Below are 14,442 nucleotides of genomic sequence, written 5' to 3'. Positions count from 1 at the left end.
CTCCTAATAACGATCCATCTCTAGATCGATGCTTTGCTGCGTAGAAATATTATCTACGAACGCACTAAATACAGTACCGCCCATATTTAATTGCACCTGTAATGGCTGCTGTTTACGGTTGTCATTAATATCAACTGATTGTTTTAGATTCGTGTTAAATAGTTGTGAATTATTCATCCAGCTTGTTGCACCTGCTACGCCGTGCTGGATACCAGTAATTAAATTTTGGGCTTCATCAACAGCGGATTGTGCATATTGCTTAATACCAACCGCAATACCTAAAGCTAAGTTTTTACCAATAGAATCTCGCATTAACCTTGATGGAGAATGGATTTTCCCCGCCTGACGCGCTTTCTCATTAACTCGATCAACCAGATTTTGCATTTCGCTCTCAGCTTGCCAAGAATTGCTACGAATACCGGTTGCAACTCCGGCAGCCATATTACCACCAATATTATCAAAGCCACCGACGCTTTTAGCACCATTCTTCGCAGAATTTGATAAATCCGTACCTGCATTTTTTGAATCATTTTTACGTCCTTTAACGCCACTTTGAAACCGATAGCCTGCTGTATCACCCACATCACCAATTTGTTTTTTCTTTGAGTCAGCTCCACTTTTGGTGTTGTCCGCTAGAATTGTTCCAGCAGCTTTCGCTGCGTCTTTTTGGTTCTTAACGTTTTTTACATAATCTTTAGCAGCGTTTTTACCACTATCACTCATTTTCTTCCTATTTGAATCAGCGCCAGCACTAGTTTTATCATTCAAATATTTTCCAGCACCAGTATAGTCGCCAGATTTGATAGCTTCAATGTACTTGTCCTTGCCTTTAGAACCACCCTGAAACAGTTTATTAGGAAGGTCTTGAATACCTTGTTGGATTTCATCAGTAAAAGCTGCCTTGATTTCCTCAGGTTTTTTGGTAGTTAGAGCCTTATGCCAGTTATCAGACCCTTGAACACCGTTTTGCTGCAGGTATTGAGCAATCAATAGCGTCTCCTGGTTAATGCTACCTCCATGGTCCCGCCATTCTTGTAGTATGCCTTGTAGTTCTTGCTTAGTCATACCTTTTTGCTGCTCCATAGCATTGGTTAAAGCATCAAGATTTGCTTTACCATTCTGCGAAGTAATCTGTACTAACTGTTGTCCGAACGTGGTCTCTGAATTTAAAATTGAAGCGTTTTTATCTTGCAATTGCTTGATTTCTTGTTCAATGGCCTTACGTTGTGACTCGTCTTTAGCAGTGTTTAATTCATCTTGTTTTTGCTTGATTAAATCATTGTTTCGAGCGATTGCATCAGAATTTAAATTGTACTCTGCTGTTAATGCTGCACTGACCTGTTCTTGTTCTTGCACCGATAGGTTTTGTTTCAATTTGATTTTATCTAGACCCGCTTGAACTACAGCACCGTTTTCTTTTTGTAAAGTGGCATAAACTTGATCAAACTGTGATTGCAGTGCTTGACGTTGATCCTCAGATAATTTATTGCCGTTAACATCTGTATTATTTTTTAGCTGTTGTGCATAACTTTCATAAACAGATAAAAGGTTATTGTAACTATTTTGATGATCCTTCAATAAATCATTAAGGGCATTTTGTTGAACTGTTTTGCGCTCTGATATGTCTTTCTTCTGTGCTTCTTTAAGCTTGCTTGCATAGTCCTTGTGTGCTTGGGTCATAGCACTAAGGCTAGTATTGACTAATGAAACCAAATCAGAATAGTACTTGTATACATCTTGCGTATCTATGTTATTAAAAGCACTACGTAAGTTTTCACCAGCTTCTTTGGCTTTATCACTCATTTTGCTAAAGCTATCCGTAATTTTATTGGCGTCTTTAGCCATTCTTTTGGCCACTTCATTACTTTTATCAGCTGTTTTTCCTGCAGCATTTACCGTATCCCATAGAGCCCCCGTTACTGAATGAGTGAAAACATCAGAAATATTATTTCCAGCATCTGAAAAGCCTTTTTTCATCTCATCTGCGGCACCTTTGAAATCACCTTTTGATGCCTTAGATATTGCACTACCAGTACGTACAATAATCTCTGCGAAAGAGATGAGAAGGTTAACTATTAGTCTCAGAGCATCAGCAACTAATGCCAGTGGTGTCAGGATACTTGCGACTAAACCTAGGTGGAATTTTTTCATACTAGCAGGCATATCTTTGAATGAATCACTTAACCGCTTGAAAGCATCCTTAATAGCGCTAAATGCAGGTTTGGCTCGTTCCCAGAAACCGTTAACTACATCGCGCATGCCACCAAAATTGGTTGACCAAGCTAATGCAACAGCACCTAATGCTGCAGTAATAGCTACTAATAGCGCCGTAATGGGGTTGGTTAACATAGCACTATTCAGTTTCGTGATTGCTGATACACCAGTGCTAAGCATAGATTTAAAACCATTTTTAATTCCTGTTAAGGCACCTTTGATGACATTGCTTGCACTAACTATTACAGGACCAGTGCCCGTGGCTTTCTGCCCCATTTTAGCTAGCCCTTCAACAAATTTATCCATTGCTTTCTTAGGTTCTCGAATATTATTGGTAAAAGTCCGTAGTTTGGGAAATGTTGTTTCTAAACTTGCTGTGAACCCACGGAAAAAGCGAGTGACGGCATTACCATCATCAAGTAATTTCATTTGTTCTCTTGCCTTGGACATATTTGTTATGAACAAATCTAGGTTTGGAAATAGCGCCAATAAATGATCGCCAAAAGCTTGTAAGAATGCTCGTATTGGACCAATATTTTCTAATTGCTCCAGTTCTTTTCGTGTTTTATTAATTTTAGAGCCAAAATCAGATATAGTTTGACCAACAGACAGAAATGGAGATTTGATTGTTTCCCACAAGCCAGTCCAACCACCAACTTTTTGTTGCCAGCCTATAGACATAAGATTACCTAAATCATTAAGTTTACCGTAAAAGTCCATTACGTTTTTACCAGCAGCAATGAATGGCTCACTCAATGTTTTAATAGCTTTGATTCCCTGATAAGCAAGCAATAGCTGACCAATGGATTTAATAAGATAAGCAATTTGGTTTGCGTGTTCTTTGATAAAGCCAGCCGCATTTTTTATCGCATCAGCAACTATACCCATGCCACTCTTAAAGGTATTGATTTCATCCTGTTTGGTCATGTTTCCGTACATAGATTTAAATGCATCTATAACTGCAGATACAGCTTCTCCAATTGCAGAGCCAACACCTTTAAAAGAATTATGGACAATTTCAAGATGTTCCTTGATAGTGTCGATCATACCCTTGAAGTGATCACGAACAAAACCGGCTACGTTTTTAACAACATTTGCAACGCCAGTCATGGCGTTCTGGAAAACGTTGATAGCACTGGTATCGCTTAGAGAACTAAAAAGATCACTAAGGGTGTCAAAAATTGTTTTGAATGCCGCGCCGATAATTTTACCGGTTCCCTGAAACGCGATGCCTAATGCTTCAGCATACTTTTGAAGTAAGTTCATCGCACTAGCAAAATTATTACCAACAAAGTCGGCAACTTTCTTGATGGCTTCGGCTACCCTATCCATAGCACCTTTAAATTTGTCTAAATGACTTGAATCATTCATTGAAGAGAACATGGTCTTTAAATAATTAATAATATTGCCGATAGCATTCTTAATTGAATCATCGACACCACTGAATGAAGTCCTAATAATGCTGACAAATGGTGTGAAAATGCCACTGGCTTTACTAATACTAGTACCAAAACCTGTTAGAACTGATTCCGAATGGCTACCAAAATCGGCAATCGTTTGTTTGATGCTTTTACCAAAGGTAGCTTGTACTAATGAATCAAATCCATTAATTGTCTGCGTTAACCCACGTGTAATAGCAGCTTTCATGTTATCAAAGGTCCCCTGCCAAGTCGCACCAGCTTCTTTTGCGGCATTAGCAATTGCGGGGAACCCTTCTACACCTTCATTAAAGGCTTTATGGAGCGTATTGAAGAAGTCCTCACTGCTGATTTTTCCGGCCGACAAAGCTTTCATAACTTCCTCTGTAGATTGACCAGTTGCTTGAGCATAGATTCGATAAACAGGAATACCCGCTTGTACAGCAGTATTCAAATCGCCCATATTTGCTGTACCTTTAGCAGCCATTTGTTGCATTTGGTAAGTAACCTGTTTTAGTTGTTCATTAGTTCCGTCACCATAAAAGGAGACTGCATTAGCAAAATCTTTAACATAATCAACCGACTTTTTAACATCTACCCCAGAAGTTGCAAACCCTTGGGTAGCCTGAGCCATAACATCCAATCCATACGCAGTACCATGTGAAATATCTTTAAGTTCATTTAATGTTTCATTTGCTTTTTCAGAACTACCGACCAATACGGTCATGCTTCGATTGAAGTTTTGCATTGTATCCAATCTGGCAAAAGCTGAGTGTACTTGCCCCATAACTAGGTTGACTCCAGCACTTGCAGCTTTATAGACACCCATTCCGGCAGCAACCGATGCAACCATGCCTTTAAAACTACCCATAACATTCATTGCTCCAGTGTGTTGCTGTGTAAAACTTTTAAGGGTGCCAATAGCCTTATTGAAGGTTGAAGTATAATTTTCATCATTTGCTCTCAGTCTTGCTGTGATGCTCCCGGATTCCATTGTTAGAATTCCTCCTTTCATTCAAGATTCGTTGCAATTTGTCGGCGGCTCGTTTCCGTGCTTCTAACTCTGAGACACGCTCATTCTCTTGACCGTTCCCGAGAACTTGATTAACCTCCCTTTCGTAATCAAAAAGGTCTGTAGCTTTTTTGACAAGTGGCTTTCCATTTTTATCATAGGCATTTAACTCGAAGGCCCAGATGGCTTTATTTAAGTCTTGCTGCTTTTGATCGAGCATTCTTAGTGCAAATCCACGGAGTCTTAAAACATATTCAAAATATGTCATGCGTTCAATTTCTGGCAGCTTGATATCAGGAAAACACCGAAAACAATTAGTCACTATCTCTTGATACTGTTCCTCATCAGTTCTTGGAAATCTTTGTCTGTGACTTTGTTGCCTTTGGTCATGATCAGATTGAACGTGCTTTCTGCTAATTTGTAAGCTTTCGATGTCAGATTGGAGCTGGCCAAGCTTTTGTTTAAAAAATCAATGAGTTCATCATAGTTAGCTTCGGATTCAATATAATGCTCGATATCCATTTCCTTTAAGTCCTTGTTAACAGCTAGGCAGGCTTTTGTAAGTTCCAATACCGCCATTGGATCGCCTTGAAAGAAAGAAACCAGCAATCCTTTTAGTTTGGCAGTAGAAGTATCATCTATCGTCATGATGTCTTTTAGTGCATTGATCTTTCTCAGGAATAAGAATCCAAATGCGGTTTCATATTCTTTACCATTAATTTTTAACATATTCTCTCTCCTTACAAAAAAAGACAGAAGCACTGAGGCTCCTGTCAATTTTATTCAATATTCTTACAATTATGGGGTTGGATTGACTGGCGTTTCAGTTTTTGTTTGTGGTTCATATAATGGTTCAGGTGCAATACCTTGTTCGCCCTTCAAAATATGATAGTAAAGTTTAACTTCATCAATTTCATCACTTTCGACAACCTCTTGCCCACCCAACATAGGGCCGTCCATAACTAAAGTTGTCTTGATTGTTGAATTGTTTTCGACGTCAGCATCAGCTTCCCAACCATTTAACAAACCTGTATTGTACAAGGAATGGTAAGTATTAGGAATTGGTTTGCCTGCATCATCCAATACTGGGTCATCAAAATCTAATTCCCAAGCCTCTAGTTTTAGATTATTTTGCATTGCGTAGTGCATCATATCCGCAACTGGGTTATTTTTTACATCTAAAGCTTCAATATCAATTGAAGATGTATAAGCACCACCCGCTGCTACACCACCGTCTTTTGTTTGGGCCGTATCAACAGAGCGGTCCTCTTTGATTGTATGCTTTGTTTGTAACGGGAGTCTTTGAGCATCTTTAAATGGACGCTCTGAGCGTAGACGTAAATAAAGTACCTTTTTTGCACCTTGAGAAGCGTCTACACTAACAGCGCCGCCTTTATCTTTTGCCATGTTGAATTCCACCTTTCTACAAATGTTTGATTGTCGTTTGAACAATACCATGCCAAAGCTTGTCGTTTGTGGTCTCATCCATAACCATGTTTTGCGTTATTGGAGCTTGCAATTGCCATTTAAAGTGACCGGTATATTCCAGCTCGTATAAAAACATGGCTATTTCATATAGAATTGCTGCAGTTTTCCCACGTTCATGGTAGTCATTGTAAATATGAATCACTAATGCCGATTCACCAAGCTGACGTGTTTTTGTCGGAATATCTGTATTAAACTGTTCACCTAGATAAATAAATGGATATGGATTTTTAACATTACGTGGTAAAAAGTCAAAAACTCGATAACCTAGTTTGGTAAACGATTTAAATAAACAATTATGAAGTTCTTCATATGGATTCATGTTACCCACCTCTGCAAAGAAGTCATCAATGTTTCTTTGCCTGCAAGATATCCACGCTTTAGATAAAATCTTCCCGCAAAAAAGCGAGTACCAAACTCAACATAAGCTGCATAATTCGTGTTGTAGCCCTTTTGAACCCCTAAGCCATCATCATCTAGCTCTAGTAGTCCTGATCTCCTTAAATTACCTGTTTGGACTGGTGTTGCTTTTGCCGAAACTTGATCCATTTGGGCCCCAGCTTCTTTAATAGCTTGCTTGACACCATTCAAATCAGTCATCTTTTTCATGAGCGTAATCAGTTCTCTATCGCCACTTAAATTTAGTTGATAGTCAGCCATGCATTTCACCACCAATAATTGTATATTGATGCCTTAGCTGTATTGGTTTTAGAACCTTGTATTGCTTTTGACCAATGATAAATTTATCAAAAGAAAACCCAGGCTTCTCTCTTAGCCTAATGACGATAGTTTCTTGATCAGGTCCACCAGTAATCAACGCTGCTTCCTCAATGCCTTCACTAGTTACACTGGCGTAAAGCTGATGTTTTTCTTCAAGCGATTCATAACGACCAGTATCAGGGTTATATGCTTCATTTTCCTTATTGATGAAAGTTACAAGTGTGTTATATCTCATGGTTGACCACCATATCCATTAATAAATTGGACACTACCTAACGAATTCAATTTGGCGTCGTTATTCTTACGCCATAATTCAATATCGGCAAGATAGGGGTCAAAATCACTATCATAAAACGTAATACCTTGGCTCGATTGAGAGTATTGTTTCATACCCTCATTTTCAATTCGATTGAACCGCGCCACAGCTACCTCTGTAACAATATAATTAAGCTCATCAGGTATCACTTTATTGGATTCTAGATTTATCTTTATTTTTAATGAGGATTCGGTATTTTTTAAAATCAATGACAGCAGTTTATCTCTATCAGTATTGGTGATATCTAATAGCGTTTTTACATCGTCTAAATTACTCATAACGTTACCTCTTTAAAGCTAAAGCCAACAAATCAGCTTTTTTTGTAATACCATCATGATTAATGTGATTCGCATCAAGATAAGCCGTGATCTCTGCCACTGTATTTGAATCATTCACGCCGCCCTGATTAGACGGCGGTGTTAGTTTCCCGTACCACCCGCTTCTTGCTTATCATCTTTTGTTGCAGCTAACAAGCCACTAACTTGCAAAACATTATCAGCATCTGCAAACGAAGGTAAAGCAGTGGCCGCTGCTTTTTCCCAAGTACCAATCGGATCTAAATTAGATTCATAGATTGTGACAAAGACATTGCCGATATTTGAATCTTGTGTGCCACCAGATAAATAACGATTTTCCTCTGGTGTTGGTCCATAGACCGTGTTTCCTAATGTATCTGGTCCAAACATTACGAAAGCATCCTCTGGAAAATACCGTTGTTTTTTATAAGTGCCATCAGCTTGCTGTTCACGATATTGTTGATCGTAGGTGACTAATGTTGGTAGACCAAATTGTTGCAACAGGGCATTTAAGTTACCAATAGTTGGAATCATTCCAGCTGTCTTAAAATACTGAGCAATGCCTTTATGCCGCAATAGAGCGGTTTGTACTTTATTAGAAGTTAATGCTCGAGTAGGTGCAATGTTCATTGTGGAAATCCAATCTTGCATATCTTGAATTGGATCTGAAGCTTCATCTGTCCAAACTTTAGCAGGTTTGACCTGGTGTTCAAGTGGTACCTGATAGTCAACTACCGTGGTTGGATTATCCTCAGATGCAGTGACTTTACCCGTCGATAAAGCCTGCATGCGCATTAATTCAACCCGAGCATTAACTCCAGCAACTAAGTTGTCGACATCGTTATAAACTTGTTGCTTGAGATACTGCTCTTCTTGTACTGTTCGTGGGTTATTTAACGCAATTAAATCTTCTTCTTTTAGTTGCATTTTACGTTTAATATAGCCTAATTCTGCCTCTTGGATGGCCGCTTCTCGGCTACCGATTTGTGCTTCAGTGTCAAATGCAGCAATAGGTGCGATAACAGGAACGTTAGAACCGGCTCTCAGATATTGTAATTTTAATGATTGAATCTTTGTCGCTGGGAATAAAGTTTCACCAAGTAATGTTGGAAAAGTCCGATTATTGATGTAATTGATCAATGTCGGTTGTGTAAATAAGTCAGTAATTCGTGACATTTTATCAACTCCTTAGTTTTATTTAATATTGCTAAATGTAATTTTGGATAGAGCAGTAATAGCAGCTGCAGCTGGTGTTGTCGGTAATCGTTTTGCGTTGATATAGCCTTCAACAATTACTCCAACTGGTTGAGTACCTTTGCTCAAATCTACATCATTGATTGTAATTCCCTCAGCACTACCATCATTCTTTGGAAAAATTGAACCAGCTGGTAACATACCGTCTTTCGTCTGATCTGCCAGGACAGATGGGTCGGCATACTTAGTAAAAGAAATAAACTTTTCACTATCTAAAAAATTAATCTGTGTTGCCGTTTTCCTTTTATCTACATACATGAAAATCCCTCCTAATTATTTTTATGCCATGGATCTTGGGTGATTGTATTTGCTTGATTGCGCACTTCTGCAGCCTGTATGCCTGGGTCTTTAAGTGATTGATGACTTACTTTTGGCGTTTGGCCAGATAAATATTTCTTTTTCTCCTCGGCTTTAACGCGATTAATCAGATCAATTAAGGTATTTGTATTAGCTTTGGTTGATGAGGCTTCTGTCGTTACAACAAGTGACAGATCATTCTCGTCAACAAGAATTCCTTCATCAGTAAATAAACTACGAGCCACTTTGGACATTTCATTTCGATCATTGATTGCTTTTTGGTCGGCCAACTCTTTTTGTAGTTTTTCAACCTGATATTTAGAACGATCGGAATCAGACATTTTTTTCAATTTCTCAGCTTCATTAAGTTCCTTCTCACGTTGACGGCGATCGCGTTCCAAACGTTCATGGATAATCTGATTCAATTCACTTTCAGAGTATGTTTTGTCCTTTTTTTGAGTATCATCTTTATCAGGCTCAGGTTTTGCACTTTTTGTTTCATCGAGCTTCGACTCTGGTTCAAGGTCACTTGACTCTTGGCTTGTGTCACCGACAGAAGGATCAGCCCCATCACTACCCGTATCAGGTGCAAAAGAGCGATTACCCAAGACGCTCAAAACATATTGCTTGTAATTCATATTAAAAACTCCTCTACTCTTTTTTAAGACTTGGATGTCTATCCTACTCACAGGTTTCTTTAAAGCCTGACCTGAGGAAAAAAGGCATAAAAATAGACCATGAATTAATTTTCATGATCTTATTGTTCATCGTTAGTTTTATTTTTTTCTTTAGCTGCTTTATAAACAGCATCTACAAACTCTTGATCGCGTTTCTTTTCTTCAGCGGTCAATTTTTTACCCTTCCCAACAGACTTTCCAAGAAGAGGATCATGCCATCGTTTATCAGAATATGGCTTTTTATTAGTCAATGACTCTCACCTCAATTATAGGCTTATGTTTATCCTTGCTAAGATATCGGTTAGTAACAAGAAACCTAGTACCTCGTTTAAATAATACTTCGGATTCAGATGGATTCCAATGTGAAATATCTCTACCAGTTTTTGAGCTTTTTATGACAAGCCTGACGGTATCATTCGAGTCATAAACATCTTTTGACGTTGAAATATACTGAGATAAATCTACCTCTTTTCCAACGATATATTGATTGACAAACTCAGAAATTTGATCATTGGGTAGAGAGATAGAACGATATAACTTATCCGTTTGATAAGGTGGCAGTTTATCTAATGCAGTGTCCAAATTGTTAATCCATTCATTTTGAGCATCTGTTAATTTACTTCCACGTCTAAGTGTATCATTTAAAGCGTATGCATCGGGAGAAACATATCGCGTTATAGCAGCATATTCTTTGTCATTTAATGGCGTATACCAGGCAGAGAGCGAACAACGGCAATTAGGATGTGCCGGTAAATACGGTACCTCAGATACTTTATAAACACCGACCATACCCCTAAAGTTTTTCTGATCTGCAATATTTCGACAGACTGAACAGGCACTTGGCTCAGCTATCCATTTACAGTAATCATAGCCATTATTTTTAAAACTATTTACTTGAGCTTTTGCCTGAACTCGAGCAGATTCAGTTCTCGCTAAACGTTCAGCTACATTAGTTCGATTTCGGACATCATTTTTGACTAGAGGCTTTAATTTGTCAGCTAGTGACTTAGGACTCAAACCTTGCCGTATACTTTGTGTTAATGCCTGATTGAGTTTGGCACGAAGTACTGCGTCATCATTCCATAGATTTTGGCTAAAATTAGCACCACCTGTTTGAGCATAGACAATTTTACTGATACTTTTGGTACTTGGGGATATAATATTTTGCCCTAAAATACCAGATTGACGTTTAATCTCGGATAAGTAGTCACCAGTCAGCTTAGCTTCGAATGCTTGATTGACGTGTATACTGGTTGCTAACACTTCCTGAGCTATTCGTGCCTTGATTAACTCTAAACGATTGATACGCATGGTTGCATTATAAAGCCTTAATTGTTGATTTATCTCATTTGAGAAGTCAGCATAAGTTACCTTGCCCTTCTCTTTATAAAGTTTTTGTGCCTCTGTAACAATTTCTTTGGCCCTATTAGAGAATGCTTGAACATCCTGTTCAGTAACTTTTTTACGTGCCTGTGTCATCGTATAATTGTTGCGATCTGCATACTTTAAATATTCATCATTGATTTGATCATTAATACTTTTAATTAAGTCATCATAATATTTTTGAATGATTTTGTTGAAGTCTTCATCCGTTTTGATGTTATCGTTAATAAAATTCGCTTCATCAGCTTCACGCCTTTTCCAGTAGGCCTCATTATGAATATTAGATGCCATTAACGTCATCCTTACTCAAGTTGAACCCTTTCCCAGCATTACCCAACATCTCTTTAGCTTGGGCTTCATTGAATGGAAATGAAGCTGTCAACATGGCTAACGCTGAATCGTATGGCAGTGTCTTAGCAGCAACCGATTGAACGATGTTTACTAACGATGTAATTTGAGCGCCATTTAAGCTAACTTTCTGAATCGTCGTATCACCATCACTAGCCAAAGCCGATGCCGATGCAGTGCTCTTTTGAATATCTGTCGCAGAAGCACTATCTTGAATAGCTCTCTTAGTTCGTTCAGACTGTTCATTCGCTATTTTATCCAATTCTGATTTAGGATCATCGACTAATGATAGGGCACTAAGTTTAGTTTCATCTGACACTTGACCATCCAACTTTTGTACAACGTCGGCTTCATCTGCTAAGTTGACCGGCATATTACGTGTAAATTTAAATTTTAGCTCTTCCCAGGCATCTTTATTCGATTCAGGAATAATTGTACCGGTGCTAAATAAAACTGCATAAAGATTGCGTAAAGACTGGGTAAACTTACGCTCTTTATTTTGTGCTTTATTCTTCATAGGTAATAATTTGAATTGTAAAGCTACTCCAGAATTATTCCCACTGAAAGCTTCATCATTTAAGTTTGGCACCATCGAAATTTGATAAATTAAATTAGTCAAACGATCAAGTAAGTGTTCTTGCATCGTATCCCCATCGGGTTTTGTTAGAAACTCGACTTTTGCATTTGCTGCATCTGCGTCAGGACTATAGATAACTTGATTTTCAATTAATTTAAAGTTGGGTGTACCATCTGTGTTTTCAGGCAACCGTAATCCTAAAATTGCCAGATAAGCATTATCGAAATACTCATTTTGATTTGCCTTTTGGCTTAGGGCCTTGTCTAAAGCGTCTTGCAATGTATCAATATTATCTAAAACGCCTTGACGCTCTTGAGTTTCAAAAAATTCAACTGCTGGAACGTGGCCATATACGTTAGGTAATTTTTCACCGTAATTAAAGTCATTATCAACTTGAACACCGTAATCAGAAAAATACACAGTCGCACTAAATTTATTACTGTCATCATAAATATAACGAACAAAAGCTAGTGGCTCTTGCTGAACGGTGTCATCGTAAATCATAAATGAGTGCATTGGGTCACTAAAGGCAATATGTGTTTTACTGTCTTCATTTTGATAGACGAATACAAATGAACGACCATAGATATCAACTTGTTTGCTAACTTCACTTAGTACATCTACAAATGAGTTACGATTCATCCACGCTTGCAATTTATCATTATTGACAGTATCACTTAACGAAATTTTAGGAGGTATACCTATAAAGTAACCATTGTAAGTATCAACGACATAGTGCGCCAGATTCGCCACATTTCGATTGTCGATACTACCATTTCGGTGGGTTTTTGACGTTAAAATATTATGTTTTCCAAGATATAGATTCATTTTATTTTGGTACTGGTTTAGCAAATTATTTTGATAATAATTGACGAATTGTTTGAGTTCTACTCCACCTAGATCTTGATCCTTAGGATAAATAAAAAGGCCATTATCCGTAATAGACCCTGGCACAGAAACTGTATCAGCGATAGTACTCACCTCCTATATGAATGTGTTGTTTAAAATAATAGCTTTTGGCTTCGCTTGCCCATTAATTTCTTCAACGGCATATCTAACAGCGTCAATCAAATGGTTATATGAATCCACTGGTTTATTGAGATATTCACCAGTCTTTTTGTCTTTGACATAAGTGTAGTTTTGCAGCTCTTCAATGAGCTTGACACAACGATCATCTACGACGAATTTAAACTGTTGAAGAAAAGAAAGACCCTGAATAATGCTATCCGGGCCCTTTTTGGCTGGTCTGATTCGCGAAATACCATCACGTTTAATCTCTTCAATTGACTTCTTTTCAGCAGCATCGGCAGTGATCACTTCTTTGCTGTAGCCCATCTGCTTGATAGCCTCAGCAATCTGATTATTTAGTAGGCCTTTGCGTGCATATTCTTCCATGAAATAGATCACTTTGTTTTTCTCATCAACTTTGACGTGAATAAATGCTGACGGATCATTTACAAAACCGAAATCCAAGCCAAATAACGACTTGATATTTCTGAGCTTGGGATCATCTTTATTCAATCGCCTAGTTTCAAAGTGGGGGAAAACCAGTTTGTCTAGGGTGGCAAATTCACCCAAGGCATAAATGCGATAGTAAGCAGGATTTGATTTCTCCAACATTTCGATATTTTTACGCGAGCGCTCATCCAAAAACTGATTATCGTGATAGGTAGATTGAATAACCTTAGTGTCATCTTGATTCACCTCAAAGAAATGTTTGTAGACCCAATTGAGCTTACTGACTGGATTGAACATCAAGTAGATTTGTTTGAACTTATGTTTTTTCTCTCTTAAACGTAATGTCAATTGTGTATAGTCCTCCAAATTGAACTCTGTTGCTTCCTCCATAACTACATCAGATATGCCCTTAATGGATTTAATTTTCTCGGGATCATCCATACCTTTAAACAAAAATACAGCCCCATTTGGTAGCTGTATCTCAAAGTTTGATTGATTTATTTTGCAATATGTTAGTAGGCCTAAGCTAGATAGCCCTTGCTTAACATCTTCAAAGATTGAATCACGAACACTGGTCCCAACTTTACGCAACCATAAAACCTTACGTGGATATCGCCAAGGCTGGCAGGCTTTGATGATAACTTTCTGAACAACACCATGGCTTTTACCTGAACTGGCGCCACCATAGTAAACTTCCGTAAACGTTTTATAATCAAATAAAGATTTATAGAATTGCTTGTTGAAAACCTTGCTAGGTTTCGGAATCTGTATCGTTATTATCGTCATCACCACCAATCACAATATTGATATCTGAACTTTGGATGTCTAGTTTATCCGTCCATAATGAATACCGCTTGCCCAACAACTCAGCTGCCTTATTTGCATCAGAGACCTTTGTTCTGATTTCAATGACATCTGCCGTTTCTTCATAGACTACCTTGTCATAGGTTGTTTTCTCGCCATCAACGGTCAAAACTTTAGGTTTCT

Annotated in this window: 15 protein-coding genes and 1 pseudogene; all 16 read right to left on the bottom strand. The window is 38.1% G+C overall.

What is annotated here, in order from left to right:
* Positions 1-3 precede the first annotated feature (3 nt).
* Positions 4-4,626 carry a tape measure protein gene (locus FHQ08_RS03495; RefSeq protein ID WP_230913010.1) on the bottom strand — a complete coding sequence of 1,541 codons (4,623 nt, stop codon included), beginning with the start codon at positions 4,624-4,626 and terminating at the stop codon, positions 4-6.
* The gene (locus FHQ08_RS03490) at positions 4,586-4,912 is read right to left on the bottom strand and encodes a hypothetical protein (RefSeq protein WP_230913009.1); all 327 of its coding nucleotides are present in this window, start codon (positions 4,910-4,912) and stop codon (positions 4,586-4,588) included. Before FHQ08_RS03490 ends, FHQ08_RS03495 begins: the two co-directional genes overlap by 41 nt.
* Positions 4,913-4,965: 53 nt before the next feature.
* Positions 4,966-5,373 carry a tail assembly chaperone gene (locus tag FHQ08_RS03485; protein WP_230913008.1) on the bottom strand — a complete coding sequence of 136 codons (408 nt, stop codon included), beginning with the start codon at positions 5,371-5,373 and terminating at the stop codon, positions 4,966-4,968.
* Between the two features lie 69 nt (positions 5,374-5,442).
* On the bottom strand, positions 5,443-6,051 hold the full coding sequence (locus FHQ08_RS03480) for a phage major tail protein, TP901-1 family (protein WP_230913007.1): 609 nt from the start codon (positions 6,049-6,051) through the stop codon (positions 5,443-5,445).
* 16 nt (positions 6,052-6,067) lie between these two features.
* Positions 6,068-6,451: a DUF3168 domain-containing protein gene (locus tag FHQ08_RS03475; RefSeq protein WP_230913006.1), complete on the bottom strand. Its 384-nt coding sequence runs from the start codon at positions 6,449-6,451 to the stop codon at positions 6,068-6,070.
* Positions 6,448-6,789, bottom strand: a complete 342-nt coding sequence (locus FHQ08_RS03470; protein WP_230913005.1) for an HK97 gp10 family phage protein — start codon at positions 6,787-6,789, stop codon at positions 6,448-6,450. Before FHQ08_RS03470 ends, FHQ08_RS03475 begins: the two co-directional genes overlap by 4 nt.
* Positions 6,782-7,084 carry a head-tail adaptor protein gene (locus FHQ08_RS03465; protein ID WP_230913004.1) on the bottom strand — a complete coding sequence of 101 codons (303 nt, stop codon included), beginning with the start codon at positions 7,082-7,084 and terminating at the stop codon, positions 6,782-6,784. Before FHQ08_RS03465 ends, FHQ08_RS03470 begins: the two co-directional genes overlap by 8 nt.
* Positions 7,081-7,443: a phage head-tail connector protein gene (locus FHQ08_RS03460; protein WP_230913003.1), complete on the bottom strand. Its 363-nt coding sequence runs from the start codon at positions 7,441-7,443 to the stop codon at positions 7,081-7,083. The genes FHQ08_RS03465 and FHQ08_RS03460 overlap by 4 nt, the downstream gene beginning before the upstream one ends.
* Before the next feature lie 141 nt (positions 7,444-7,584).
* Positions 7,585-8,637: a major capsid protein gene (locus FHQ08_RS03455; RefSeq protein ID WP_230913002.1), complete on the bottom strand. Its 1,053-nt coding sequence runs from the start codon at positions 8,635-8,637 to the stop codon at positions 7,585-7,587.
* A gap of 18 nt (positions 8,638-8,655) precedes the next feature.
* On the bottom strand, positions 8,656-8,973 hold the full coding sequence (locus FHQ08_RS03450) for a hypothetical protein (protein ID WP_230913001.1): 318 nt from the start codon (positions 8,971-8,973) through the stop codon (positions 8,656-8,658).
* An 11-nt stretch (positions 8,974-8,984) separates the two neighbouring features.
* Positions 8,985-9,650: a DUF4355 domain-containing protein gene (locus FHQ08_RS03445; protein WP_230913000.1), complete on the bottom strand. Its 666-nt coding sequence runs from the start codon at positions 9,648-9,650 to the stop codon at positions 8,985-8,987.
* Between the two features lie 119 nt (positions 9,651-9,769).
* The gene (locus FHQ08_RS03440; RefSeq protein WP_230912999.1) at positions 9,770-9,940 is read right to left on the bottom strand and encodes a hypothetical protein; all 171 of its coding nucleotides are present in this window, start codon (positions 9,938-9,940) and stop codon (positions 9,770-9,772) included.
* Positions 9,933-11,363, bottom strand: coding sequence for a minor capsid protein (locus tag FHQ08_RS03435; RefSeq protein ID WP_230912998.1), 1,431 nt, complete (start codon positions 11,361-11,363; stop codon positions 9,933-9,935). The genes FHQ08_RS03440 and FHQ08_RS03435 overlap by 8 nt, the downstream gene beginning before the upstream one ends.
* Positions 11,353-12,978 (bottom strand): phage portal protein, encoded by a 1,626-nt coding sequence (locus tag FHQ08_RS03430; protein ID WP_230912997.1) that lies wholly within the window; start codon positions 12,976-12,978, stop codon positions 11,353-11,355. Before FHQ08_RS03430 ends, FHQ08_RS03435 begins: the two co-directional genes overlap by 11 nt.
* A 3-nt stretch (positions 12,979-12,981) precedes the next feature.
* Positions 12,982-14,241, bottom strand: coding sequence for a PBSX family phage terminase large subunit (locus FHQ08_RS03425; protein ID WP_230912996.1), 1,260 nt, complete (start codon positions 14,239-14,241; stop codon positions 12,982-12,984).
* Positions 14,207-14,442: pseudogene (locus FHQ08_RS03420) on the bottom strand (hypothetical protein); the annotation flags it as partial. The pseudogene FHQ08_RS03420 and the gene FHQ08_RS03425, both read right to left, overlap by 35 nt.

This window comes from Agrilactobacillus fermenti, from assembly GCF_021030645.1.
GTDB classification, from domain to species: Bacteria; Bacillota; Bacilli; order Lactobacillales; family Lactobacillaceae; genus Agrilactobacillus; species Agrilactobacillus fermenti.
Note: the sequence above shows the minus strand (reverse complement) of the source record. Positions and strands in the feature narration are given on the sequence as shown.

Bases quoted from the DNA above. Each gene is read 5' to 3' on its own strand.
- FHQ08_RS03460 (WP_230913003.1), bottom strand. From the start codon at position 7,443: ATGAGTAATTTAGACGATGTAAAAACGCTATTAGATATCACCAATACT.
- FHQ08_RS03470 (WP_230913005.1), bottom strand. From the start codon at position 6,789: ATGGCTGACTATCAACTAAATTTAAGTGGCGATAGAGAACTGATTACG.
- FHQ08_RS03445 (WP_230913000.1), bottom strand. From the start codon at position 9,650: ATGAATTACAAGCAATATGTTTTGAGCGTCTTGGGTAATCGCTCTTTT.
- FHQ08_RS03465 (WP_230913004.1), bottom strand. From the start codon at position 7,084: ATGAGATATAACACACTTGTAACTTTCATCAATAAGGAAAATGAAGCA.
- FHQ08_RS03480 (WP_230913007.1), bottom strand. From the start codon at position 6,051: ATGGCAAAAGATAAAGGCGGCGCTGTTAGTGTAGACGCTTCTCAAGGT.
- FHQ08_RS03495 (WP_230913010.1), bottom strand. From the start codon at position 4,626: ATGGAATCCGGGAGCATCACAGCAAGACTGAGAGCAAATGATGAAAAT.
- FHQ08_RS03425 (WP_230912996.1), bottom strand. From the start codon at position 14,241: ATGACGATAATAACGATACAGATTCCGAAACCTAGCAAGGTTTTCAAC.
- FHQ08_RS03475 (WP_230913006.1), bottom strand. From the start codon at position 6,451: ATGAATCCATATGAAGAACTTCATAATTGTTTATTTAAATCGTTTACC.
- FHQ08_RS03435 (WP_230912998.1), bottom strand. From the start codon at position 11,363: ATGGCATCTAATATTCATAATGAGGCCTACTGGAAAAGGCGTGAAGCT.
- FHQ08_RS03450 (WP_230913001.1), bottom strand. From the start codon at position 8,973: ATGTATGTAGATAAAAGGAAAACGGCAACACAGATTAATTTTTTAGAT.
- FHQ08_RS03485 (WP_230913008.1), bottom strand. From the start codon at position 5,373: ATGTTAAAAATTAATGGTAAAGAATATGAAACCGCATTTGGATTCTTA.
- FHQ08_RS03455 (WP_230913002.1), bottom strand. From the start codon at position 8,637: ATGTCACGAATTACTGACTTATTTACACAACCGACATTGATCAATTAC.
- FHQ08_RS03490 (WP_230913009.1), bottom strand. From the start codon at position 4,912: ATGACATATTTTGAATATGTTTTAAGACTCCGTGGATTTGCACTAAGA.